This is a genomic window from Halomicrobium katesii DSM 19301 (assembly GCF_000379085.1).
Taxonomy (GTDB): Archaea; Halobacteriota; Halobacteria; order Halobacteriales; family Haloarculaceae; genus Halomicrobium; species Halomicrobium katesii.
Genome location: NZ_KB905378.1, coordinates 2,325,587 through 2,348,086 on the forward strand (window position 1 = coordinate 2,325,587; position 22,500 = coordinate 2,348,086).

22 protein-coding genes and 2 pseudogenes are annotated in these 22,500 nt (G+C 67.1%); 17 read left to right on the plus strand and 7 right to left on the minus strand.

Features of this window, described 5'->3' with window-relative positions; translation table 11 throughout:
- Positions 1-38 precede the first annotated feature (38 nt).
- From HALKA_RS0112220 to HALKA_RS0112240, 5 genes are all read right to left on the minus strand, one after another.
- Positions 39-782, minus strand: a complete 744-nt coding sequence (locus HALKA_RS0112220) for an MBL fold metallo-hydrolase (RefSeq protein ID WP_018258266.1) — start codon at positions 780-782, stop codon at positions 39-41.
- Between the two features lie 80 nt (positions 783-862).
- Positions 863-2,524, minus strand: a complete 1,662-nt coding sequence (gene ligA, locus HALKA_RS0112225; protein ID WP_018258267.1) for an ATP-dependent DNA ligase LigA — start codon at positions 2,522-2,524, stop codon at positions 863-865.
- 50 nt (positions 2,525-2,574) lie between these two features.
- Positions 2,575-4,998, minus strand: coding sequence for a type II secretion system F family protein (locus HALKA_RS0112230; protein WP_018258268.1), 2,424 nt, complete (start codon positions 4,996-4,998; stop codon positions 2,575-2,577).
- A 1-nt stretch (position 4,999) separates the two neighbouring features.
- Positions 5,000-6,628, minus strand: a complete 1,629-nt coding sequence (locus HALKA_RS0112235; protein ID WP_018258269.1) for a type II/IV secretion system ATPase subunit — start codon at positions 6,626-6,628, stop codon at positions 5,000-5,002.
- Between the two features lie 98 nt (positions 6,629-6,726).
- Complete coding sequence (locus tag HALKA_RS0112240; RefSeq protein WP_018258270.1) at positions 6,727-7,257, minus strand: DUF7549 family protein; 531 nt, start codon at positions 7,255-7,257, stop codon at positions 6,727-6,729.
- A 115-nt stretch (positions 7,258-7,372) separates the two neighbouring features.
- Between HALKA_RS0112240 and HALKA_RS0112245 the strand changes: the two genes are divergently transcribed.
- The 9 genes and pseudogenes from HALKA_RS0112245 (at position 7,373) to HALKA_RS0112285 (ending at position 12,522) form a co-directional block, all read left to right on the plus strand.
- The gene (locus HALKA_RS0112245) at positions 7,373-7,807 is read left to right on the plus strand and encodes a DUF5793 family protein (RefSeq protein WP_018258271.1); all 435 of its coding nucleotides are present in this window, start codon (positions 7,373-7,375) and stop codon (positions 7,805-7,807) included.
- A gap of 104 nt (positions 7,808-7,911) precedes the next feature.
- The gene (locus tag HALKA_RS0112250) at positions 7,912-8,190 is read left to right on the plus strand and encodes a hypothetical protein (protein WP_018258272.1); all 279 of its coding nucleotides are present in this window, start codon (positions 7,912-7,914) and stop codon (positions 8,188-8,190) included.
- Between the two features lie 189 nt (positions 8,191-8,379).
- On the plus strand, positions 8,380-8,646 hold the full coding sequence (locus tag HALKA_RS0112255) for an AbrB/MazE/SpoVT family DNA-binding domain-containing protein (protein ID WP_015763664.1): 267 nt from the start codon (positions 8,380-8,382) through the stop codon (positions 8,644-8,646).
- 3 nt (positions 8,647-8,649) lie between these two features.
- Positions 8,650-9,009 (plus strand): type II toxin-antitoxin system PemK/MazF family toxin, encoded by a 360-nt coding sequence (locus HALKA_RS0112260; protein WP_015763663.1) that lies wholly within the window; start codon positions 8,650-8,652, stop codon positions 9,007-9,009.
- Between the two features lie 101 nt (positions 9,010-9,110).
- Complete coding sequence (locus HALKA_RS0112265) at positions 9,111-9,320, plus strand: hypothetical protein (protein WP_018258273.1); 210 nt, start codon at positions 9,111-9,113, stop codon at positions 9,318-9,320.
- A gap of 426 nt (positions 9,321-9,746) precedes the next feature.
- On the plus strand, positions 9,747-10,895 hold the full coding sequence (gene sucC, locus HALKA_RS0112270; RefSeq protein WP_018258274.1) for an ADP-forming succinate--CoA ligase subunit beta: 1,149 nt from the start codon (positions 9,747-9,749) through the stop codon (positions 10,893-10,895).
- 82 nt (positions 10,896-10,977) lie between these two features.
- On the plus strand, positions 10,978-11,847 hold the full coding sequence (sucD, locus tag HALKA_RS0112275) for a succinate--CoA ligase subunit alpha (protein ID WP_018258275.1): 870 nt from the start codon (positions 10,978-10,980) through the stop codon (positions 11,845-11,847).
- A gap of 150 nt (positions 11,848-11,997) precedes the next feature.
- Positions 11,998-12,096: pseudogene (locus HALKA_RS22160) on the plus strand (succinate--CoA ligase subunit alpha); the annotation flags it as partial.
- Positions 12,097-12,285: 189 nt separating this feature from the next.
- Entirely contained in the window at positions 12,286-12,522 is a 237-nt protein-coding gene (locus HALKA_RS0112285) for a hypothetical protein (protein ID WP_018258277.1), read from the plus strand.
- A gap of 43 nt (positions 12,523-12,565) precedes the next feature.
- On the opposite strand, the gene HALKA_RS0112290 is transcribed toward HALKA_RS0112285, so the two are convergent.
- On the minus strand, positions 12,566-12,967 hold the full coding sequence (locus tag HALKA_RS0112290) for an SRPBCC family protein (protein WP_018258278.1): 402 nt from the start codon (positions 12,965-12,967) through the stop codon (positions 12,566-12,568).
- Between the two features lie 72 nt (positions 12,968-13,039).
- Between HALKA_RS0112290 and HALKA_RS0112295 the strand changes: the two genes are divergently transcribed.
- The 4 genes and pseudogenes from HALKA_RS0112295 to HALKA_RS19530 all read left to right on the plus strand — a co-directional run bounded on the left by HALKA_RS0112295 (position 13,040) and on the right by HALKA_RS19530 (position 17,938).
- Positions 13,040-13,936: an ABC transporter ATP-binding protein gene (locus tag HALKA_RS0112295; protein WP_015763657.1), complete on the plus strand. Its 897-nt coding sequence runs from the start codon at positions 13,040-13,042 to the stop codon at positions 13,934-13,936.
- Positions 13,937-15,763, plus strand: a complete 1,827-nt coding sequence (locus tag HALKA_RS0112300; protein WP_018258279.1) for an ABC transporter permease — start codon at positions 13,937-13,939, stop codon at positions 15,761-15,763.
- A complete protein-coding gene (locus tag HALKA_RS0112305) occupies positions 15,753-16,835 on the plus strand; it encodes an ABC transporter permease (RefSeq protein WP_018258280.1) in 1,083 nt (360 codons plus the stop codon). The genes HALKA_RS0112300 and HALKA_RS0112305 overlap by 11 nt, the downstream gene beginning before the upstream one ends.
- 49 nt (positions 16,836-16,884) lie before the next feature.
- Positions 16,885-17,938 (plus strand): annotated as a pseudogene (locus tag HALKA_RS19530) (aldo/keto reductase).
- A gap of 166 nt (positions 17,939-18,104) precedes the next feature.
- On the opposite strand, the gene HALKA_RS0112315 reads toward HALKA_RS19530, so the two are convergent.
- Positions 18,105-18,353, minus strand: a complete 249-nt coding sequence (locus HALKA_RS0112315; protein WP_018258282.1) for a DUF8145 family protein — start codon at positions 18,351-18,353, stop codon at positions 18,105-18,107.
- 118 nt (positions 18,354-18,471) lie between these two features.
- On the opposite strand from HALKA_RS0112315, the gene HALKA_RS0112320 reads away from it, so the two are divergent.
- The 4 genes from HALKA_RS0112320 to HALKA_RS0112335 all read left to right on the plus strand — a co-directional run bounded on the left by HALKA_RS0112320 (position 18,472) and on the right by HALKA_RS0112335 (position 22,493).
- Positions 18,472-19,158, plus strand: coding sequence for a YqjF family protein (locus HALKA_RS0112320; RefSeq protein WP_018258283.1), 687 nt, complete (start codon positions 18,472-18,474; stop codon positions 19,156-19,158).
- A gap of 439 nt (positions 19,159-19,597) precedes the next feature.
- Positions 19,598-20,287, plus strand: coding sequence for a YqjF family protein (locus HALKA_RS0112325; RefSeq protein WP_018258284.1), 690 nt, complete (start codon positions 19,598-19,600; stop codon positions 20,285-20,287).
- A gap of 74 nt (positions 20,288-20,361) precedes the next feature.
- Positions 20,362-21,087: an ABC transporter ATP-binding protein gene (locus HALKA_RS0112330; RefSeq protein WP_018258285.1), complete on the plus strand. Its 726-nt coding sequence runs from the start codon at positions 20,362-20,364 to the stop codon at positions 21,085-21,087.
- Positions 21,084-22,493: a hypothetical protein gene (locus HALKA_RS0112335; RefSeq protein WP_018258286.1), complete on the plus strand. Its 1,410-nt coding sequence runs from the start codon at positions 21,084-21,086 to the stop codon at positions 22,491-22,493. The genes HALKA_RS0112330 and HALKA_RS0112335 overlap by 4 nt, the downstream gene beginning before the upstream one ends.
- Positions 22,494-22,500 lie beyond the last annotated feature (7 nt).

Consider the following 22,500-nt stretch of genomic DNA (forward strand, 5'->3'; position numbering starts at 1 on the left):
TTCGGGCGCGGCAGGGAAGCGGGCGACCGAAACGAGGTTCAATGGTCCAGTGCGACCGGCACGCCACGGCCCGCAACGTCGACTGCGAAGGCCTCGTCGTCGCCCTCCAGGGACTCGAAGGTGTTGTAGTGGATCGGAAGCACGCAGTCCGGTCGCATCTCCGCCGCGAGGTCGGCGGCCGTGTGGCGATCCATCGTGTAGTGCTTCGCGATCGACGGGACGAACACGTCCACGTCGAGTTCCTCGTGGCCGGGCAACACGTCGGAGTCGCCGGGCCAGAAGACCCGCTCACCGCCGATCTCGACCAGGAAGCCACAGCCGATCCCCCTGGGGTGGATCGGCGTGCCGTCGTCCTCGACGTTCGGGCCGTCTTCCTCGTTGTAGGCCGGCACGGTCCAGATCGGGCAGTCGGCAGCGACGAGTTCGTCTTCCATGCCCACCTCGACGACCTCGAAGTCGAGATCGGCCGGCCGGTCGAGGTCGCGGTCGGTCGCGTGGACGTCGATCCCCTCGAAGAGGACGACGGTGGCGTCGTCGCTCGCCACCCGGCGGATGCCGTCGGGGTCGTAGTGGTGGATGTGAGTGACCAGCACGACGTCGCCGTCCCGCGCGTCGTAGTCCCGCGTCGGCGGGTGGTCGATCCCCTCGACGTGAGGTTCCCACTCGCCCGTGAGGACGCCGTACCGTCCCGGGTCGAAGTAGATCGTCGTGTCGTCGCTCTCGACTCGCAGGGTCGCGTAGCCGAGCCAGTCCAGCGTGATGTCCTCGAAGTGGACGGTCATGGATCACGGTTCGGCCGAGCGGCGTATAAATGGCCCGTGACGCCGACGGTCGGAGTCATCGCGGAGAGCTGTCCGGCTCCTCACCCCTGCCGGGCGGCCAGCCGCTCGACCCGTTCGAGCGTGTCGCCGTCCGCGACGGCTTTGTCCGAGCGGACCTCGACGAACCGCGGGAACCGGAGCGCGTACCCAGAGTCGTAGGTCGAGGAGGTCTGGATCTCCTCGTAGCCGACCTCGAAGACGACGGCCGGTTCGATCTCGACGCGCTGGCCGGTCTCCCGGGTGACGTGTGGCTCCAGCAGTTCCGTCAGCGTCGCCAGCTGTTCGTCGGTGATTCCGGTCGCGACGTTGCCGACGGGCGCGTAGCCGTCGTCGGTCCGGGCCGACAGCTCGAAGGTCCCCAGGTAGGTCGCTCGCCGTCCCTCGCCCCACTGGGCACCGGTGACGACGAGGTCGAGGGTCTCCACGTCGGGCTTGCGCTTGCGCCAGTGTTTGCCCCGCTTGCCCGGCGAGTACGTCGAGTCGGGATCTTTCAGCATGATCCCCTCGTGACCGGCGGCCAGCGCCTCGTCTGCGATGTCCTCGATCCGCTCGGTGTCGTCTGCGAGCCAGAACGTCGACCGGACGGCGTCGGCGTCGCCAAGCACCGCGTCGAGCGCGTCCTGTCGGTCGACGAGGGGGGCGTCCAGCAGGTCTCGACCGTCGGCGTGGAGACAGTCGAAGGCGTGCAGGCGAACGCCGACGGTCTCGCTGGCACGGGCCACGTCGTGTTTGCGCCGGAAGCGTCGCAGGACCTCCTGGAAGGGGAGCGGATCGCCGTCACCGTCGACCGCGACGACCTCGCCGTCGAGGATGGCCGGCCCGTCGACGGCGTCCTCGACGGCCGACACCACCTCCGGCAGCGGCTCGGTCACGTCCTCCATGTTCCGAGAGAACAGCCGGACCGTCTCGCCGTCGTCGTGGACCTGGACCCGCGCGCCGTCGTACTTCCACTCGACCGCTGCGGTCTCCCAGTCTTCGAGGGCCTCGGTCACGGTGCCGGCCTGTGCGAGCATCGCCTTGACCGGCCGGCCGATCGTCAGTTCGAGGTCGGCCAGCCCGTCGGCCCCCTCGTCTCGGGCCACCCGGGCGACGTTCCCGTAGTCGTTGGTGACCTGTAGCGCGCGCTCGACGGCGTCGACCGGCGCGTCGAAGGCCGCCGCGATGGCGTCGCGCACCGTCCCCTCGCCGACGCCGATCCGCATCTCCGAGAGGACGATCCGGGCGAGGTAGCGGGCCTCCGCGTCGCTGGCGCGGTTGAACAGGCCGAACAGCGTCTCGACTTTCGTGCCGCGGCTCCCCGAACCGCTGGCCGACGCGATGGCCGCGAGTTCGTCCGCCACTTCGGCGACGGTCAGGGGCGACTGCGAGCCAGCGCCGAAGGCGGCAAGTCCCTGCTGGCCGCCCAGGTCGAGCTCGGTCGCGACGGCACCGATCTCGCCCACGTCCGCGACGCGGGCCTCGATGTCGTCGACGGCGACGTTTCGGCCCGCCGCCCGCGCCAGGGCCTCGTAACACAGCTTCGGGCCGATGTCGAGCTTCGTCGCCTCGTAGGCCGGGAACACCCGTCCCTGCACGAGCCGCGTGCAGATCGGGAGGTCGTCACCGGCGTCTGCGAGCAGCCCGGCCACCAGCTCGATCGTCGCGATGTCGGCGCTCTCGCCCTCGATCTCGGCCGCCGTCGCGGCGAACTCGGCGAACTCCATTACCGGAGGCTACCGATCCGGTGTCGCAAACACCCTTCGATGCGCGTCGGCTACTCGACTGTGACCGGTACGGCGACGAACTCGCCTCGCCCCGGCGCGGGGTAGGGCCGGTCTCGCTCGAAGCCGCCGTAGTTCAGCACCCGATCGCCGTCGGTGTCGAGATGCGCCACGACGACCAGCGAGTCCCGCCGCTCGACCGGGCTGTCGAGTTCGATCGCCACGTCCTCGTGGGTGCCGGCGACGAGGTACGCCGACTGGCCGACGACCTCGCCGCCGGCTTCGCCCTCGTAGACGACGACGTAGCCGCCGTCGGACAGCGAGGCGGAATCGACCGTGATGCGCTCCTGTCCGGCGGCGGGACTGTCGACGGTCAGCGAGGCCACCGGCGAGGACAGCAAGAGGAAGGCGACGTAGGCCACGCCCAGCATGATCGCGGCGTGTTTTGCGCCGTCTCTGAGCGACCCCTCGCCGAGTTGCCCGCCGACGAAGCCGGTACACAGCGCCTGGATCAGCGCCGTGTGGAAGAACACGAGCGTGTACGCCGCCTTGTCGACCTGGCCCAGTCGCGCGAACTGATCGACGTTGACGCCCAATCGCCCCGTGTTCTCGGGGGTCGGGACGCTGGAGGGCAACGCCGGCACGAGCACCTCCTGGACCGACGCGATGATGACCAGGAAGACGAGAAAGGAGATGTAGATGACGACGAGGTAGGTGAGCATCTCCTGGCGGCGCTGGCGGCGCAGCCGGTAGTCGGAGCGGGCCTGATCGGCGGCGATCCGCAGGATCGGCCCCATCTTGCCGCTCGATCGCATGGCGTTGATCAACAGCGTGACCACCCGCGACATCGAGGTCGTCCTGATCCGACGGCCGAACCTCGTCAGGGCGTCCTCGACGTTGGCACCCATCGTCACGTCCGCCCAGATCCGATCGACCTCCTCGCTGAGTGCGCCCACGTCCGTCCCGCGGACCCGCTCCAGGCTCTCGACGACCGTCATGCCGGCCTCGTTGAGGCTGGCCAGGCGTTCGAGCAGCTCCGGCGTGGCAGCCTCGATCCGGCGGATCCGCCGGGTGTACAGCTCCCGCGCGATCGCGAACGTCGCCAGCACGAACAGGAGCGACTGGATCAGAACGTCGTCGAGGACCCGGAGGTTGACCGTCCCCGTCTCGAAGGCCGCCGGTGCCCGGAGCGCGACCGCGAGGACGGCGATCGGCACCGTGACGTAGAGCACCCGAGACGGGTTCCAGAGGAACGTCTGGACCGGCGAGGTGACGAGGCGCTTGACCGTCGCGATCCGGTCGTAGACGGCCAGCTGGCGTCGCTCGATGGAGTCCGCGTAGCCGCCGTCGGTCGCCGTCGACCCGCCCGAGTCGGTCGGCTTGGCGAACGTCGTCGTCGCTCGCCGATCCAGCAGCGAGGTCGTCTTGTTGTTCCCGATGCCGAGGATCGCCAGCCGCTGGCTCAGGTACAGCACGAACCCGGCGTTGGCCAGCGGGATCATCAGGTAGCCGACCATCTGGATGAACACGAGCGTGTCGGTCAAGGTCAGGCCGAACACGAGCAGGATCGTGATGAAAAAGAGCACGGCGGCGACCAGCACCGTCACGTACGCCTCCGCGACCGTCGCGAGGTGTTCGAGGATCTCTTCCTGGCGGCGCTCGCTCTCGTCTTTCGTCCGCTCGTACTGCTCTCTGAGGAACGTCGAGAGGCTGCGCCCGCTCTGAAGCACGCTCGCGAGGTTCTCGGCGAACGTCTGGAAGTCCTCGCTCGGCGTCCGACCGGCCATCCCTCTGACGGCGGTGATCATGTCCTGGCCGAAGAGGTCCATCTGCCTGACCGCGACCGAGACCTCCTCCGCGCTGGCCCCGTAGATCTCGCGGTTGTCCGAGAGCGTCCGCAACGCCGCGGGAAACGAGACGCCGCCCCGCGAGAGCGCATAGAGGAACGCGAGGGTCCGCCCCTGTCCCTCGTCGATCGCTCGCTGGCGGACCGCGGCTCTGCTTCGGGGCATCTCCCAGCGCAGCCAGTACGTCAGCCCCGCGGCCGTCACGCCGGTAATCACGCCCCCGCCGATCAGGATCAGCAGGATCTCACGCTGGGTCAACACGAGTTCGAACCCGCGGATCCCCAGCGCGTTGACCATCGTCCGGGGCAACCCCATCATTAGGTCGACGATACCCGGAATCGCCAGCAACAGTCCGCCGAACAGGTAGACGCCGGTGATCGCACCGCCCAGGGCCGCCAGCGCCGTGTACAGCAGCGTCCGGGCGGCGTAGGTCCGGTAGGTGTACACCACGAACGCCGACTTCAGGAGGCGCTTTCGCTCCTCCGACGCCGGGATGTACCGGCCGAACAGCCGTCGGCCGAACCGCGTCAGCGACGTGTCGAACGTCTCGTCGAGCATCGCGAGCGCGACCACGCACAGGATCGCGATGACCGCGAAGACGGGGAGCGTCCCCAGTGGATTGAGTTGCATGTCAGGGTGTCGCGTCGATGTCGGCCCGATCGATCCGCTCCATCACCGTCTCGCTGTCCGCGTAGTACTTGTTGACCATCGCGGTAAAGCGCCGGTAGTCCGTGATCGACTCCGCCTGGAGGTATCGCAGGAACCGCTTTCTGTCGTCCATCTCCCGGAGCAACTCCGACTGGCTCCACCCCCGTTCGCGCCTGATCTCGTCCAGCAGATCGCTGTTGGAGTCCTCGAAGTAGTCCTCGTCGGCCTGCCAGGCGTAGGCGTTGGAGTAGTCGAGTTCCCCGGTCCGCTGGTCGATCCCCTCGATCTCGGCGAGGGTCTTGGCTCGCCGGACGCGTTCCCCGCCCGAGCGGCCAAGCACCTGCACACAGAGGATGTCGAGGCTCTGAACCATCGGTCGCGGCACGTTGATCGGCTCGTTTTCCAGCCGGTTGATCACCGTCTGGACCGAGTCGGCGTGCATCGTCGAGAACGTCGTGTGCCCCGTGTTCATCGCCTGGAAGAGCGTAATCGCCTCTTCGCCGCGGACCTCGCCGACGATGATGTACTCCGGCCGATGACGCAGCGCCGACCGCAACAGGTCGTACATCGTGATGTCCGACTCGTCGAGTCGCTCCCTGGTCACCGACGAGAGCCAGTTGTCGTGGTACAGCGACAGCTCGCGGGTGTCCTCGATGGTCAACACCTTCGATCGGGGCGGAATGAACATCGAGACGGCGTTCATCGAGGTCGTCTTGCCCGCCGCCGTCCCCCCGGCGAAGATCAGGGACTTGTTGGACTCGATGGCCAGCCAGAGGTAGGCCAGCATCTCGACGGAGAAGGTCCCGTAGTTCAGCAGATCGATCGGCGTGAACGGCTCGTCGGCGTACTTCCGGATGGTGAACGCGGAGCCGCGGGGCGTGACCTCCTCGCCGAGTGCCAGCTCGATCCGCGAGCCGTCCGGCAGCGTCGTCGAGACGACGGGATCGGAGACGGAGACGTGCCGGCCCGACCGCTGTGCGAGCTGGATCACGAAGTCGTTCAGCTCGCTCTCCTCGTAGACGACGCTGGTCTCGATGTCGGTGTACGCGTCGTGATACGCGAATATCGGTAGCCCGGCCCCGTCACAGGAGATGTCCTCGATGCCGGGGTCGTGCATCAGCGGGTCGATCCGGCCGTAGCCCAGGAAGGACCGATAGAGGTAGTACAGCAGCCGGTAGAACGTCTCGGGCTCGACGACGACGCCGTACTCCTCGATCCGGTCCCGCAGCGCCGCGGCCAGCGCCGCCTCGGGGTCGTCGCTCACGTCCTCGCGGTAGATGAGCGGACCGCGGATGTCCTCGAAGAGCCGATCGAGCAGATCCCGTTCGAACCCGTCGAGCGAGGGTTCGACGACCTGGTAGAACTGTTCGTCGGCCTCGGGATCGTGGTTGATCGAGGCGAAGGCAAAGGGTGCGTTGAGCCAGTAGCGGTCGATCTCGTCGTACTGCTCGGGCACCGTGTACTCGACCAGCTTGCCGTGGCGCTGTGGATCGTAGTTCGTCGACGGGACGGCCGCGCCGCTGAGCATGCGAGCCGTCCGCGAGAGCCAGTCGCGCACGCCCGACAGCGGCGTCGAACTCGATCCGTCGTGCTCTGTCTCGTCGCCTGCCATCGCTCGATACCGTGTGTAATCGTCTCACGATACTCCGTCGACGTACTTAAATGAGCCCCTCCCAGTATTGCGAATTGAAATCCCGTGGGCGGGCGGTATCACTCCTCGCCGTCGCCCTCGTCGTCGGTCCGGTCGACCGTCAGCAGGAGGGAGCCGAACACGAGCGTCAGCGCGGTGCCGACCGGGATCGTGACCGGCTGGCGATCCCAGAACAGGAGCGTCGCGGCGGCCAGTCCCACGCCCAACAGTGCCAGCAGCGCGCCCTGGAGTCGGACCGGGTCGACCGGCATCGCGGCCTCGTGGGCGTCCTCGTCGACGTAGTAGGCGACACTCAACGCCAGCGGAACGAGCGAGAGGACCGCGGCTCCGACCCACACCCAGCTCGCAGTCGTCAGGGTCTGGTTGAACGCCGGTGCCTCGACCACCCAGAGGAACGGCCGCTCTTGCTCGCCGAAGGAGATGCCGAAGATGTACTGTAGTCGAAAGTACAGAAACCGGATGACGACGACGGTCACCTGGCGACCGCCGACCTCGATCGGCAGGACCGCCCCCGACCACGGCAACAGCGCCACGAGCCACGTCGACAGGACCGCGAGCTCCGGCGCGTACTCGGACTTGACCCAGGCCATGCCCGTCACCGCGTCCCACTGTGGATTATAGCTGTCGGCTCTGCCCGAGTCCGTGTGTCGTGGTACCAATCGCCGTTACGTTCTTTGCCCAGCGTCCCCTACTGTCGGGTACGAGATGCGGCGTGACTACTTCGACATCGACGTGAGCGGGATCGAGGAGTCGTCGACCGACGATCCGGTGATCGCGATCGCGTTCGACGGTCCCGACGACCTCCTGTCGGATCGACTCACCGGCGACGGTGGCACACTCGACGCGGGCGAACTGGACGTGACCTATCGCACCCGAGCCGACGGCGGGGAGGCGACTGGCGTCCTCTCGATCGCGAACCGTCACAACGGCGAGTACGTCCTCGAAGCGAACGTCGCCCCGAGCGTCATCGAGTCGGTCGTCGCCGCCGCCAGCGACGGCGAGGACACCAGATACCGCCTCCGGCTCACGGACGGCGACGGGAAATCGACAGTCTACACGAAGGAGATCCTGCTCGTCTACGACGAGAGCGGCAGCCTCAGTCGCGGACGGAGCCTCATTCCCGGCGGCGTCGAACTCTAGCGCGCCGTTCGATCGCCGGCAGTATCGTCGTCCCCTCCGCTCTGACGACGACCGCGGCCGAATCGCACGGTCGAGTTAACTGTCTCCAGTCCTCAATCGTTGGCATGTGCTTCGCAGCGCTCCTGAACGGCGACGCGACGGATCGATCGGTCGTGGAGATCGTTCGGGGGGAACTCCCCCGCTCGCTCGGGAACGGCACCGTCGCCGCCGTGCTGGTCGTCGCCGTGTCGGTGCTCGAAGGGGCGTCGCTCGCGTTGACGGCGGGGCTGGCGTTCGGTGCCGTCGCGCTCGGGACGGTGCTCCATCAGGGGGTGCTGCTTGGCGGCGTGGCGCTCCTCCGTGGACGCGAACGGCTTCGCGGTCGGTCATCGACCCGCGCGTGAGCGTGCCCGGCTGTCCCAGTGGGTCTTCGAAGCAGCCCCACAGCTTCGAGCCGGGCAAAATCAACGCACACCCGATCGCACGACTGCAGTGCGATCGGTGTAGACATCGGTGCAATTGTTACTATAGAAGAGCCGTATCGATAGCCGTCCGTGAAAGGGTTTATTAGTACGAATATGATATGAATACGTATGAGTGAGGGCGAACACCGGAAGGTCGGGAAGCGAGGGCAAGTGACGATCCCCAAAGAGCTTCGCGAACGGTTCGGGATCGAGGGCGGCGACGACGTCCTGATCCACGAAGAGGCTGGCAAGCTCGTTATCGAACAGCCACTCACTCGTGAAGAGTTGGCTGAGGGGTACCGCAAGCGTTCCCAACGGATCCGCGAACTCGCCGACGAACTGGCGGACGTTTCGACGGAGGCTAACGAACAGCTGGGCGATGCCCCAGAGTGGTAGCGGATGGCTACGTCTGTCCGTCGAGGAGATGTCGTTATTGTCGACCTCGATCCGACCCAGGGGTCCGAACAACGGGGAACACGCCCGTGTCTCGTCGTACAGAACGATGTCGGGAATGCCAACGCACCGACGACGATCGTCGTTCCGTTCACCACCTCGTTCGGCGAGGAGCTCTATCCGTTCGAAGTGCTCGTCCCAGCCCAAGAGTGTGCGCTTCGGGAAGACTCGGTCGCGCTCTGTAGCCAGATTCGAACCATCTCTCTCCAGCACCGTATCGACGAGAATCTCGGCTCGATTCCGCCCGAACGGATGGAGGAGGTCGACACCGCACTCGAATACAGCCTCGGCCTCGCCGAACTCTGAGAGGGAGCGTTCCGTGCGTTCTTAGACCACGGATTGTCTCCCAGTTGAAGACGATGTATCCAAGGGAACCGTTATCAGACAGTGAGACGGAGTCTCACGTCATGTCACCGACTGATCCCAGTACGGGAGGGTTCGGCTCTCCGCTCCGCACTGTGATTTTGGCTGCCCTTCTGCTGTTCATTTTTTACCTCGGAAAGGGATGGGCACGGGGACTCGTGGAGGGAAACTATCTGATAGGCGTATTCGGCTTGATAGTCGCTCTTGCCCCGATAGTCTGGCTATTGCTTGTGATCAAAAACGCAGATTTCTGAAGATCCACCGGATGCGAGCACTCCTTCATACGGAAAGTTGTAGGTCTTTACCAGATCGACCGCACGCCGTCGTGCGGTCGACTTGGTAAACGCCTACAACCGTCCGTATCAGAACCACACTTTACCGGCCACACAATTGTGTCTGGCACTCACTGGACGATCGATTCCGAGACTTTCGGTACTGACTGCGAACGGAGTACCACCCGGTTGACCGAGCCGTCGCCGGATCCGGAAGGACCTGGCCCACTCGCTTTGTTCCCGGTCGCATCGTGGTTCCCGTACGACCACCTGTGACTTCGTTCCGCATCACACACCGTTCGACTCCCGAGTGATTCGCTCCCGAGGTTCGCGCAGAACGCCAGGTTCCTCCGCGAGCCACGGAAAAAGATGGGATTTAAGCGGGCGCGTGACGGCGTTCCGTATGACATGAAATTGCACGAGTACCAGGCGAAGCAGGTCTTCGCCGACGCGGGGGTTCCGACGCCCGCATCGACGCTGGCGACGACCGTCGACGAAGCGGTCGACGCCGCCGAGGAGATCGGCTATCCGATCGCGATCAAGGCACAGGTGCAGGTCGGCGGCCGCGGGAAGGCCGGCGGGATCAAGCTCGCCGAGAACGCCGACGAGGCCCGTGAGTACGCCGACGATATTCTCGGGATGGACCTCAAGGGGCTCCACGTCGACCGCGTCCTCGTCGAAGAGGCCGTCGACTTCGTCAACGAGCTGTACGTCGGCGTGACGATGGACCGCGGCGAGGGCGAGCCCGTCGCGATGGTCTCGACGCGCGGCGGCGTCAACATCGAGGAAGTCGCCGAAGAGGAGCCAGAGGCGATCGCCCGCGAGCACATCGATCCGGCCTTCGGCATGCACCACTACCAGGCCCGGAAGGTCGTCTACGACGCCGGTGTCGACCGCGAGGTCGCCAACGACGTTGCCGGCGTCCTCAAGACGCTGTACGACCTCTGGGAGGACAAAGACGGCTCCGACGCCGAGATCAACCCGCTGATGGTCACGGCCGACGACGAGGTCATCGCGGCCGACGCCGTGATGAACGTCGACGACGACGCCCTGTTCCGTCACCCCGATCTGGAGGCGATGGAAGACGAGGCCGACGGCGGCGACGAACTCGAACAGAAGGCCGACGAGTACGGCTTCGACTACGTCCGCCTGTCGGGCAACGTCGGCATCATCGGCAACGGTGCCGGGCTGGTGATGACGACGCTCGACCTCGTCGACCACTTCGGCGGCGAGCCGGCGAACTTCCTCGACGTGGGCGGCGGTGCGAAGGCCCAGCGGATCGCCAACGCGCTCGATATGGTGTTCTCCGACGACAACGTCGACTCCGTCGTGTTCAACATCTTCGGCGGGATCACGCGGGGCGACGAGGTCGCCAAGGGGATCAACCAGGCGCTCGAACAGTTCGACGAGATTCCCAAGCCCGTCGTCGTCCGACTCGCGGGCACCAACGCTACTGAAGGGATGGAGATTCTCAACGAAGACCTCGTGACGGTCGAACAGACGCTCGAAGACGCCGTCGAACGTGCCGTCGGCTACGCCGAGGAGGTGGAAGCATGAGTTCTGTTGATCGCTTCCTCGCTCGCTTCGCTCCCGAGACTGCGCTCAACAACCTCATGCTCACCACCGGGGGGTGGTTCGCATGAGTGTGCTCGTCGACGAGGACACTCGCGTCGTCGTCCAGGGGATCACGGGCGGCGAGGGGAAGTTCCACACCGAGCAGATGATCGAGTACGGCACCAACGTCGTCGCCGGTGCCGTGCCCGGCCGCGGCGGCCAGGAAGTCGCCGGGGTGCCGGTCTACGACACCGTCGACCGCGCCGCGCGCGAAGAGAACGCGAACACCGCCGTCGTGTTCGTCCCGCCGGCCTTCGCTGGCGACGCGCTGTTCGAGGCGCTGGACGCACCGGTCGACCTCGTCGTCGCCATCACCGAGGGCATTCCGACCCAGGACATGTCCCGCGTCAAGCGCAAACAGGACGAGACCGACACCCACCTCGTCGGTCCGAACTGTCCGGGCGTCATCACGCCGGGAGTCGCGAAGCTCGGCATCCTGCCGGGCAACATCTTCTCCTCGGGCGACGTGGGTCTTGTCTCTCGATCGGGAACGCTGACCTACCAGGTCGTCGACAACCTCACCAACCGCGACATCGGTCAGTCGACCGCCATCGGTATCGGCGGCGACCCGATCATCGGGACGAGCTTCATCGACGCGCTGGAACTGTTCGAGGCCGACCCCGACACGAAGGCCGTCGTGATGTGCGGCGAGATCGGCGGCGAGGACGAAGAGCAGGCCGCCCGCTACATCGGCGAGCACATGGACACGCCCGTGGCCGGCTTCATCGCCGGCCGCACCGCCCCACCGGGCAAGCGCATGGGCCACGCCGGTGCCATCGTCTCCGGCAGCGGGACCGGCACCGCCGAGTCCAAGATCGACGCGCTGGAGAGCAACGGCGTGCCGGTCGGTGACACGCCCGAGGAAGTCGTCGACCACGTCGAAGACATCCTGTAGCGTCGGCGGATCGCCGTACGCTCGTCTTTTTTGGTCTGCCGAGTCCAAGATCGACGCGCTGGAGAGCAACGGCGTCCTCGCGAGCGAAGTGAGCGAGGGCTCGATAGACGAGCGGTGCGTGGTTCGGAGCGAAGCGAGAACCACGGTTCGAGCGGGAGCGGAGCGACACGCGAGCAAAGCGAGTCTATCGGCGTGCCGGTCGGTGACACGCCCGAAGAAGTCGTCGACCACGTCGAAGACATCCTGTAGCGGGTCAGACGACGGCCCGCGAACCGTCCATCGCAGAGCGGTTCGCGATCTGTTACGTTCGACGGCTCTATCGACACTCGCTGGATAGCCGTCCAGCGGTTTTGTCGATAATACTCTGTTTCCGGGTCGGAGAACCCCTGACGTGAACGTTCCGATGTAGTTATAGTGGATGAGTGGGAACGCTCAACTATGCCACATATCTGCCGGGAGTGCAAACGCACCTTCGACACCGAACTGGAACTGGAACTCCACCGAGACACCTGCAGTGCGGGCGAGCTGTTCTGCGACGAGTGCGGGAAGCGGTTCTCCGAGCGAGCGGGGACAGAAGACGGCTGGCACTATCGGTGCCCGAACGACGACTGCGACGGCGAAGGGATCGACGACGCGATCCACCGGGTATCGAAGGCCCGCGTCCAGACGCCCTGACGCGTCGCCCGGGTGCCGTCGGGCGGACGGCAGTCCGTGCGATTCAGTCGCACAGTAGACTCTCGATCTGACCCAGTGCCCGCTGGCACACGGGCGCGTAGCCCGCCGCGAGCAGTGGGATCTCGAAGACGACCCGGCAGTGGTCCGCGCGGACGTCCTCGACGCGGTGGCCGGTCGCAGGGATCTTCGCGACCCGCCACGTCCATCGGTAGTTCCGACAGCTCGTGATCTCGAACGGCACCGTCCCGATCGGCGTTGTCACCCGGCCGGCCGTTCCCCGTTCGACGATCCGCTCGCTCGACTCGACCGCCCGCACCGACGGTCCCCAGTCGGGCCACTGGTTCGTGTCTGTGAGAACGCGCCAGGCGGCGTCGCGGGTCGCCGGAATCGCCCGGCTCACACAGAGGCGACGCCCGTCTGGAGTCCGCTCAGCGTTCAGAGCCACGGCCGCAGTTCGTTCTCACTGTTAATAAACGGGGGGCAACTATAGGGGAGTTCGGTCACAAGCGTCGGGCAGATGATCGAAGCTCGGGACCTTCGCAAGGAGTACGGGGACTTCGTCGCCGTCGAGGGGAGCACGTTCTCAGTCGACCGGGGCGAGGTGTTCGGCGTCATCGGCCCGAACGGTGCGGGCAAGACGACGACGCTGAAGATGCTCTCCGGACTGCTCGAACCGACCAGCGGCGACGTGTCCGTCGCCGGCTACGACGTGACCGACACCGAGATGCGCCAGCAGCTCGGTTTCCTCCCCGAGGAATCGCCCCTCTACGAGGAGATGACGCCGCTGTCGTACCTGCGATTCTTCGCGGACCTGTACGACGTGCCGACGGACGTAGCGACCGAACGGATGCACGACACGCTGGACGAGCTCGAACTCGAACACCGCGAGCGCAAGCTGGGCGACATGTCCAAGGGGATGAAGCGGAAGGTCGCCATCGCCAGATCGCTGATCAACGACCCGGACGTGCTGGTCTACGACGAACCCGCCAGCGGACTGGACCCGCTGACGACGAACTACGTCATCCAGTTCACCGAGCAGCTGGCCCGAGAGGGCAAGACCATCGTCTTCTCGGCGCACAACCTCTATCACGTCGAGACGATCTGCGACCGCGTGGCGATCATGAACGAGGGCCAGATCGTCGCTCGCGGCGATCTGGAAGCTCTCCAGGACGAGTACGGCGATCGGGAGTACCACGTCTACACGACCGTCGAGGTGCCCGGCGCGGTCGCGGAGAACGGCAACTGGCGGCGCGTCGTCGAGACGATGGACGGCGTCGAAGACGTTCGGGCGGCCGCCGCCGAACGCGGCGGCGAGGTCATCGACATCAGGACCGAGGAGTCGAGTCTCGAAGAAGTGTTCCTCAACGTCGCCGAGAGCGAGACGCCGGGGACCCGCTACGTCGAGGAGGCCTAGATGAACCCGCGGAAGCTACTGCGGATCGCCAAGTGGGAGGTGACCAAGAACGCCGGGGGCGTCGACAAACGGACCGTGGCCATCATGGCCGTCTCGGTCGTGGCGATGGTGCTGGTCGCCGGGCTCGCAGCCAGCAGCGGGGCCAGCGGACTCGACAGCGGGCTCTACCGGATCGGCGTCGACGAGTCCAGTTCCTACTACGCGCCGGCCAGCGACGACGCGGCCTTCGTCGTCCAGGAGCCCGACCCTGCGGCGGTCGAACGCGGCGACCAGGAACTGCTCTTCGTCGGGACACAGCTGGCGAGCAGTCCGGAAGACCCCAAAGAGCGGGCGGCGCTCGGTGAGTTCCGCACGAGCGTCGACCGGTACAACAGCCGCCAGATGGCCCGCGAGGACAACCGGACCGCCGCAGAGCCCGTCTCGGTGACGCTGGTCTATCTCGAACAGTCCGGCGTCTCTGAGACGATCGCGTCCGACAGCGGTTCGGACGGTGACGGCGACGGCGGCAGTGCCGGCGGATCGAGCGCCGGGAGCGGCGGCGACGGCGGCGACGGCGGCAGTGCCGGCGGCTCGACCGACAGCGATACCGGTGGGCTGGCCGGGCTCGGCGCGGGACTGACGGGTGGATCGACCACCGGCTCTCCCTCGGACATCCAGCCGCCCTTCCCCTTCGAGTCGCTCGTGCTCGCCTTCCTCTTTATCGTCCCGATGAACTTCGTCATCCAGGCCTACGGCTCGACGATGCTCTCCGAGCGGCTCAACCGCCGAGGGGAGCTGCTGTTGGTCTCTCCGGTCAGCCGGTTCGACATCGTCGCCGGCAAGACGATGCCGTACTTCCTCGGTGCCATGGGCGTCGTGACGGCGATTACGCTCGGTCTGCGATTCGGCGGGCTGACCGCCGGGGGCGGGCCGATCGCGGTCCTGGCGATGCTCCCGATCGCGCTGCTCTTCCTCTCGGCGACGTTCTGTGGCGCGATGTTCGCGCGGTCGTTCAAGGAGCTGACCTTCGTCACGGTGACCGTGACGGTCTCGCTGACCAGCTACGCCTTCGTGCCGGCGATCTTCACCGACGTGACCCCGATCGCGCTGATCTCGCCGCTGACGGTGGTGGTCCGCGATCTCCAGGCCCAGACCGTGACAGCGAGTAACTTCGCGTTCTCGACGATCCCGCCCACGCTGACGGCCGTCGTCCTGTTCGGACTGGGGGCCGGGCTCTACCGGGAAGAGGACATGTTCACCCAGCGAGCGATTCCCCTGAAAGTGCTCGACGCGCTCTCGGGTCGGATCAAGTCGAACTGGAGCGCGCTGAAACTCTCCGTGTTGCTGATCCCGCTCGTACTAGTCGCCGAGCTGGTGGCGATCGCACTGATCTTCCCGCTACAAGGACTGTCGACGGCACTGACGATTCCCCTGATCCTCGGTGCGGTCGTCCTCATCGAAGAAGTCGCGAAGAGTCTGCACCTCTATGCCGGCTACACCAGCGGTCGGTACGACCGGTCGCTCCGGACCGGAGTGGTCGTCGGCACACTCAGTGGCGTCGGATTCTTCCTGGCAGAGAAGGTGACGCTCGTGGCGCAACTGGTCAATCCGGGACTCCGAGAGATACAGACCAGCCAGGTCGGGCTGGAGCTGCTGCCGTCCGGCGTGCCGATCTGGCTCACCGTCGCCGTCCTCCTGCTCCTGCCGCTCCTCTTGCACGTCGTCACCGCGACGGTCTCCTCGCTCGGGGCGAGGCGCTCTCGGCGGTCGTACCTGCTGGCCCTGGGGACCGCGATGGCGATTCACTTCGCCTACAACTACACGGTGGTGATCGCCCTTGGCCAGTGATCGCTCGCTGGACCCGCGACTCGTGATCGCCCGCCGGGACCTGGCGTCGCTCGGACGCGAGAAGACGATCGTGCTCGCGATTCTGATCCAGCTGTTCGTGGCGGCGTTCTCGTCGTTCCTCGTGGTCGGGCTCACGTCGCTGTACGATCCCGGTTCGGTCGAGTCGGGCGGCATCGAGATGGCCGTCACCGGCGACGCCCAACAGGAGCTGTTCGAGGCCGTCGCGGAGACCGAGGGCGTCCAGCCGGTCGCGTTCGACGCGACCGACGACGCCCAGCAGGCGTTCAACGTCGGGCGCGTCGACGCGGTGGTGACGGGAACCTACGATTCTCCGCCCGACAGTGACGGCCGGGTAATCGAGGTGACGGCGATCGCGCCGGACGGCAGCATCCGGACGACGTTGATCGTCGTCCAACTGCGCGAGGTGCTGAAGACCCTGGAGCGCAACGAACGGTTCGAGCGCGCCGACTCGCTCGATGCGCCGCCCCTCGAACTCCCGCCGGAGGCGAACGCCAGCCCGTACTTCAGCTTCACTTACACCGTCTTGATCCCGCTCTTGCTGTTCCTGCCGCCGTTCATCAGCGGCTCGGTCGCCGTCGACACCATCACCGAGGAGATCGAACGCGGCACGCTCGAACTGCTGCGGGTCGCGCCGGTCAGCCTGGTCGACGTGGTCGACGGGAAGTCGCTGGCGATGATCGCGCTGGCACCGGCACAGGCGGCGCTGTGGATCGGCCTGCTGGCGGTCAACGGCATCGCGGTGTCGAATCCGCTGGCGCTGTTGGTGTTCGTCGCCGCGACGGCGACGATCGTCGTCGTCTTCGGCGTCGTGCTGGGACTGCAACTCGGTCGCCGACGGCCAGCACAGCTCCTGTACTCGGTTCTGACGCTGGTGGTGTTCGGCGCGGCGATCCTCCTGCCGGAACACCCATCGACGACGGCGGCCAAGCTCGCGGTCGACAGCCCGTCGCTCGTGACCTACGGTCACGTCGCCGGCTACGTCGTCGCCGCCGTGGTGCTGTCCGTGGTCGCGCGCCGGTACGTCGCCCGCGTCGAGCCCGAGTCGCTGTAGTCGGCCGTCGCCGACGTACATTTTTGTGGCACCGTCCGCTGGCTCCGGTATGGAGTACACGACGCCGGGTTCGACCGGGATCGAGGTCTCGAAGCTCTGTCTGGGGTGTATGAGCTTCGGCACCGCCGAGTGGCGCGACTGGGTCCTCGACGAGTCCGAGTCCCGCGAGATCATCGATCGCGCGATCGACCTGGGGATCAACTTCTTGGCAAACATGTACTCGGCGGGCGAGTCCGAGCGCGTCCTGGGTGATACGGTTTATTGTAGTTGCTTACCGGTGATCGTCGCCACGGAGTAGACGATCACCGGTAAATCGCTACAATAATCCGTATGAGGCGCTGTCGGCGTACGACCGCGACGAGCAGGTCGTCGCCACGAAGGGATTCTTCCAGATGGACGAGGACGACCCCAACTCCGGTGGTCTCTCGCGGAAGGCCATCGAGCAGGAGCTGTCGGCCTCGCTGGAGCGGCTGGGCATGGACACCGTCGACCTCTACCAGATCCACCGCTGGGACGACGACACGCCCATCGAGACGACGCTACGGACGCTGGACGACGCCGTCCGGCGCGGCCAGATCCGCCACGCCGGTGGCTCCTCGATGTGGACCTACCAGTTCGCCGAGGCCCTGCGGACCAGCGAGCGCGAGGACCTGACCCGCTTCGAGACGATGCAGAACCACTACAACCTCCTCTATCGCGAGGAGGAACGCGAGATGCTCCCGTTCTGCCAGCGGGAGGACGTCGCCGTCATCCCGTGGAGCCCGCTCGCCCGCGGCTACCTCACGCGCCCCCACGAGGAGTTCGACGCCACGACGCGGGGCCAGACCGACGACTACGCGCGGGAACACCCCCACTTCGAGGGCGGCGGCCGCGAGATCAACGAGCGCGTCCAGGAACTGGCCGACAAGAGGGACGCGACGATAGCCCAGATCGTGCTCTCGTAGCTCCTGCACAAAGACGCCGTGGACGCCCCGATCGTCGGCACCACGAGCATCGAGCACCTCGAACAGGCCGTCGCGGCGCTCGACATCTCGCTGTCCGACAGCGACGTCGAGTGGCTGGAAGCGCCCTACGAGCCGGTGCCGGTTTCGGGCCACGAGTAGCGCGGCGCGCTGGGAGCGAAGCGAGCAGCGGGTCGCGAAAGGGCGAGCGGGGAGGAACGATCCGTGAGTAGCGCGGCGCGCTGGGAGCGAAGCGAGCAGCGGGCCGCGAAAGGGCGAGCGGGAGCCGAAACGACACGTATTACGTATACTTACATCGCAAACGGGCTCAGGGAAGCCGTCCACCGGGGGTCCCGCGTTCGCTCGACGGGGTCGTCCCGGCTTGCTCGTGGGTGTGGTGGTAGAACCGCAACCGCGGGCCGCCGTCGTCGATCGGTTCGAAGCAGACCCGTCGGAAGCGCTCGTTCTCGACCAGATTCACCGCGACGCCTTCCTCGTGGACCGAGACGGAGGCGTACGGCGTCTCGCAGATGGGGCAGCGTTCCGGTGGTGCGCCGTCCGAGTCGTCGTCACTCATCGCTGTCTCCGGGCCGCGCCGCCTTGCCTGACTGCACACTCCATGTCCGCCACTGGAGTGGGAAGCCACAAAGTTCCCCGGGCGACACCCCTTATTGTCACCGGCCCTAACGTCGACTATGCGCCGTCTGCTCTCGATGGAGTGGCGAAACGTCCTGTTCGCCCACTGGCCGGTCCCGGTCGAGACGGTCGCCCAGTCCCTGCCCGAGGAGCTCTCCGTCGACACCTTCGACGGGTCCGCGTGGCTCGGCGTCGTCCCCTTCCGAATGGCGGACATCCGGCCGCGGGGCTCCCCGATCGGCCGCTCGTTCTACGAGCTGAACCTCCGGACGTACGTCACGCTCGACGGCCAGCCCGGCGTGTACTTCTACAACCTCGACGCCGACGACCGGCTCGGCGTCGCGGTGGCTCGCCGGTTGTTCCGGCTGCCCTACTACCGCGCGCGGATGACCGCTCATCGCCACGGCTCGCGGACGCGCCTCCAGAGCGTGCGCACCCACCCCGACGCCCCGGACGTTCGATTCCGAGCCAGCTTCGAGCCCACCGGCCTGCCCGAGCCCGCACGCGACGACTCGCTGGCCGCGTTCCTCACGGAGCGGTATCGGTTCTACGTGGCCGACGACCGCGGCCGGATCTACTTCGCCGACATCGACCACCCGCCGTGGGACCTCCAGCCGGCGACGGTCACGTTCGACCGCAACGACCTCTTGGCCGCCAGCGGCTTCGACGCGCCCGACTCCGAGCGGGTCGTCCACTTCAGCCCCGGCCTCGACGTGACCGCGGGCCGACTCCGCCGACACCGCTGATCGGCGGCGCTTCTCGACCGCCGGGTCACTAAAGCGACTCGCGCTCCTACGGTGGTAGTGTTCAGATAAGAGATCGGTGCAGGCAGTCTGAAGCACCGAAAACCCTCGGCACGCTCCGGGGTTCTGTGGCAGATATCCTCTCTCCGTTCGGATAGTGCCGCCGCAGAACCCCGGACCGCGCCTCGCCCTTTCATCCGCCAGGATTCGGCTGCCTCACAGTCTGAACCCTGGCGGATGAAAGGGCGAGTACAGTTGCGGGAACCCCGACGATGCAAGCACGCGAAGCGCGCGCAGCGAGTTCTTCGCGAACGAAGTGAGCGAAGGCCAGCGAGAGCCTGTGGCTCTCGCGAGGCGCGGGACCGCAACTGTACGAGGGCTTTCGGTGTCTCCAACTCAGAAAATGCAGCGGCTTATCTGAACACGATCCCTACGGTGGGACATGTCTGGGCCGCTGCGTCCCCTCTCGATCGCGCTCTCGGACGTGTGTTTCTGCCACTGGCCGGTCGCGCCCGCCGCGGTTCGTGCCGCGCTCCCCGCCTGGGCGCGACCGGACACGATGGACGCCACGGCGTGGGTGTCCGCGCTGTCGCTGTCGATCGACCGCTTCGACGCCTTCGGCGTCCCCCTTCGCGAGCACGTCGAGACCGTCGCCGTCCGAACGTACGTGCAGACGCCGTCCGGCGACCGTGCGGTCGCGTTTCTCTCGCTGGACGTGACCGACCGTCTCGTCGCGGACGCCCTCCGAACGCTCTTTCACCTGCCGGCGTCCCACGCCGACGTACGACGACGACGCCAGGGCGGCCGCACGGAGGTGGTCTCGCGGCGGCGAGACGGCGAGAACGCGCGACTGGGCGTCACGTTCGAGCCGACCGGGACGCCGATGACGACGGCTCCAGACACCCTCGCCGCTTTTCTACTCGACCGCGAGCGCTACGTGACGACCGGGCCGCTGGAGACGCGGCTCGTCGGGTCGGTGGGACNCCCGCCGTGGACGGTCCAGCCCGCCGACGCGGCCGTGACGGAGACGACGCTGCTGGACGCGGCGGGAGTCGATGCCCTGGACGGCGAACCGCTGGCCCACTACAGTCCCGGCGTCGAGATGGGCGTCGGCGTGCTGGAGCCGCTGTAGCGATCGGCCGCTCGTCGCCGAACGGGCGAGTGGTCGACCAAACAGCTAAGCCGAGCCGTCTACTGGATAGCCCCATGCCGGCGATCGAAACAACGGGGCTCACGAAGGAGTACGGCGACCTCGACGCGCTGTCGGGACTGTCGCTGACGGTCGGGGAGGGCGAACTGTTCGCGCTGCTCGGTCCGAACGGGTCGGGCAAGACCACGACGATCGAGATACTGACCGGCCAGCGGACGCCCACGTCGGGCACGGCGACCGTGCTGGGCCACGATCCCGTCGCCGAGCCGATGGCGGTCCGTCGGGCCATCGGGACGCTGCCCGAGCGGGAGGATCCGCCGAGCTTCCTCACGCCGCGGGAGTTCCTCGAATTCGTCTGCGAGGTCCGGGCGCTGTCCGATCCGGAAGACCACATCGAGCGGTGGGCCGAGCGACTGTCGTTCGTCGAGACGCTCGACACCCTGTCGACGAACCTCTCGGAGGGCCAGCGCCAGCGCGTGATGCTCGCCGCCGCCTTCGTTCACGAGCCGGACCTGGTCTTCATCGACGAGCCGCTGGTCAACCTCGATCCGATCATGCAAGAACAGGTCAAGCGCCACCTCGCCGACTACTGCGCGGCGGGCAACACGATCTTCCTCTCGACGCACTTCGTCGAGGTGGCCCAGGAGCTGTGTACCAGCGTCGGCATCGTCTCCGACGGCCGGCTGGTCGCGACCTGCGATCCCCGCGAGTTCGACGACGGCGAGTTGCTCGACGTGTTCGTCGCGGAGGTCGACGCCGAGCGCGAGGCGGTCGTCGGATGACGGCGTCCAACCGGACGCTGCTGTCGTGGATGGTCCGCGAGGAGTGGCGGCTCCACAGCGAGCTGTTCGGCGGCCGTCGATTCGCGGGGTTCCCGCTGGCGATCGGCGCACTCACGGCGCTGGGAACCGCGCTGCTGGCGGCCACCGGGACGCGGCCCGCGGCCGTCCTCGCCGGACTGCACGCGCTGGTGGCGCTGTTCGGTCTCCAGGTCGGGACGATCGGCCTCGTCGGCCGGGACGCCCTGCGGGACGTGCTGGGCGACGTGACGCTGTTGCTCTTCTCGGCGCGGACGCTCCCGCTGTCGACGAAACGGCTCCTCGGCCTCTTCCTCGTGAAGGAGGTCCTCTACTACTCGGGGCTGTTCGTCACCCCCGTGCTGGCGGGCTTCGGTGTGGTTGCCGTCGGCCGTGGAATGGCTCCCGCGGCGGTCGCGCTCGCCTGGCTGACGGTGACGCTGGCGTTCGCGCTCGGCGCGACGGCCAGCCTCGCACTCGCGGCGCTGGCCGCGCGGAACGCGCTCGCGGTCGGCGTCGCGCTGGCCGCTGGCGTGGTCGCGGTCGTCGCCACCGGCACCGATCCCGTCGCGCTGACGCCGTACGGCCTGTTCACCCATCCGTCCGTGGCGGCCCTCGTCGCCGCGGTCCTCCCGCCGGTCGCGCTCGGCGGCCTCGGGATCGCGCTGTTCGAGCCGACCGAAGACGACGGGACGGACGGCCGCCACCGGCGGCTGGACCGCCTGCTGGTCGCCGTCGCGCCCGACGGGCTGACGCGTCGCCCGCTGCTCGCCGTCGCGCGCTCGGCGGGCTCGGTCTGGAAGGTCCTGTTCTCGATGGGAGTCCTCTTCGGCGTCACGGCGCTGGTGCTCCGGCAGGTGACGGCCGCGACGGGTATCGAGCCGGGCGTCGGCATCGCCTTCGGCACGCTGCTGGGCCTGGGCGGGTTCACGACCTACAGCTGGGTGACCCAGTTCGGGGACCCGCGGGAGTACCTCCGGTATCCCGTCAGCTACGACGCGGTGTTTCGCGGCGCGTTGCGGGCGTACCTCCTGCTGTCGGTCGGGGCGTCGCTGCCCTATCTCGCGGTCGCGCTCCTGTGGTACCCTCTCGCCGAGATCGCGCTGGGAGCCGTCATACAGCCGCTCGTCGCGCTGTACGTCTTCGGCGTGACTGCGGCGGTGACCGGGCTCTCGCCCAACGAGTTGCTGTTCGACACGCCGCGGTTCGCGCTGTTCGGTGCCGCCCTCGCCGCGCTGGCGACGCCGCTCGTGGTCGCCGCGCTGGCGGTGCGCGTCGACCCCCTTCTCGTACGCGTCGTCGCCGTGGCGATCGCGCTCGTCGGCGCGGTCGCGGGCCTGGTGCTGACGAGGCGGGCCGGCCCGCGGTGGACGAGCGTCTTCCGCGAGTGAGGCTGTC